The sequence below is a fragment of the Clavibacter sp. MX14-G9D genome (genome assembly GCF_032917815.1).
GTDB classification, from domain to species: domain Bacteria; phylum Actinomycetota; class Actinomycetes; order Actinomycetales; family Microbacteriaceae; genus Clavibacter; species Clavibacter michiganensis_K.
In genome coordinates this window covers 1-554 of record NZ_JAVCVL010000443.1, presented here as the reverse complement: position 1 = coordinate 554, position 554 = coordinate 1, and the positions used below count along the sequence as shown (strand labels likewise).

Below are 554 nucleotides of genomic sequence, written 5' to 3'. Positions count from 1 at the left end.
GAGCCGATCCACCGCTGCACCTCGGCCCGGGAGTGCAGGTCGAGGAGGAAGGGCGCGTCGGCGGCGGCGTAGCGCCGGAGCAGCAGGCGGTCGGTCGCGAGGTCGGGCACGGCCCCAGGCTAGGCCGAGGTCGGTGGCTCCTCGTAGCGTGACCGCATGCCCGAGCCGGTGGATGCGTGGTGGGCGCGACGCCGCTGGTCGCGCGGCCTCGACGTGCCCTACCCCGTGGGCGCCTACCGGGAGGCGTGGGCGTCGTTCCCGGTGCTCATCCGGCAGTACCACCCGGAGTTCAACCGCGGCATCACGCTCACCCAGGTGCCGCCCGCCGCCGACGTCTTCCTCACCTGGCAGTGCGACACCGGCCACGTGTTCGTCGCGACGCCCGAGGAGCAGCGCATGCGCCCGGGCCGGGAGCGCCGCCGGTCGTCGTGGTGCCCGGAGTGCGCCGAGGCGGCGGCTCCGCGCACGCCCGTGCTGCCGATGGCGGACCAGGTGCGCTGGCCGGGCGCGTCCCCGCTGGTGGCGGGTCCGGTGGCGGGTGCGGTGGCGGGTGC

1 protein-coding gene is annotated in these 554 nt (G+C 76.5%); it reads left to right on the top strand.

Annotated elements, in window-relative coordinates; all coding sequences use genetic code 11:
• Positions 1–156: 156 nt before the first annotated feature.
• Positions 157–554, top strand: a 398-nt coding sequence (locus Q6969_RS16205; protein ID WP_317231352.1) for a zinc-ribbon domain-containing protein, incomplete at its 3' end; no start/stop codon positions are given.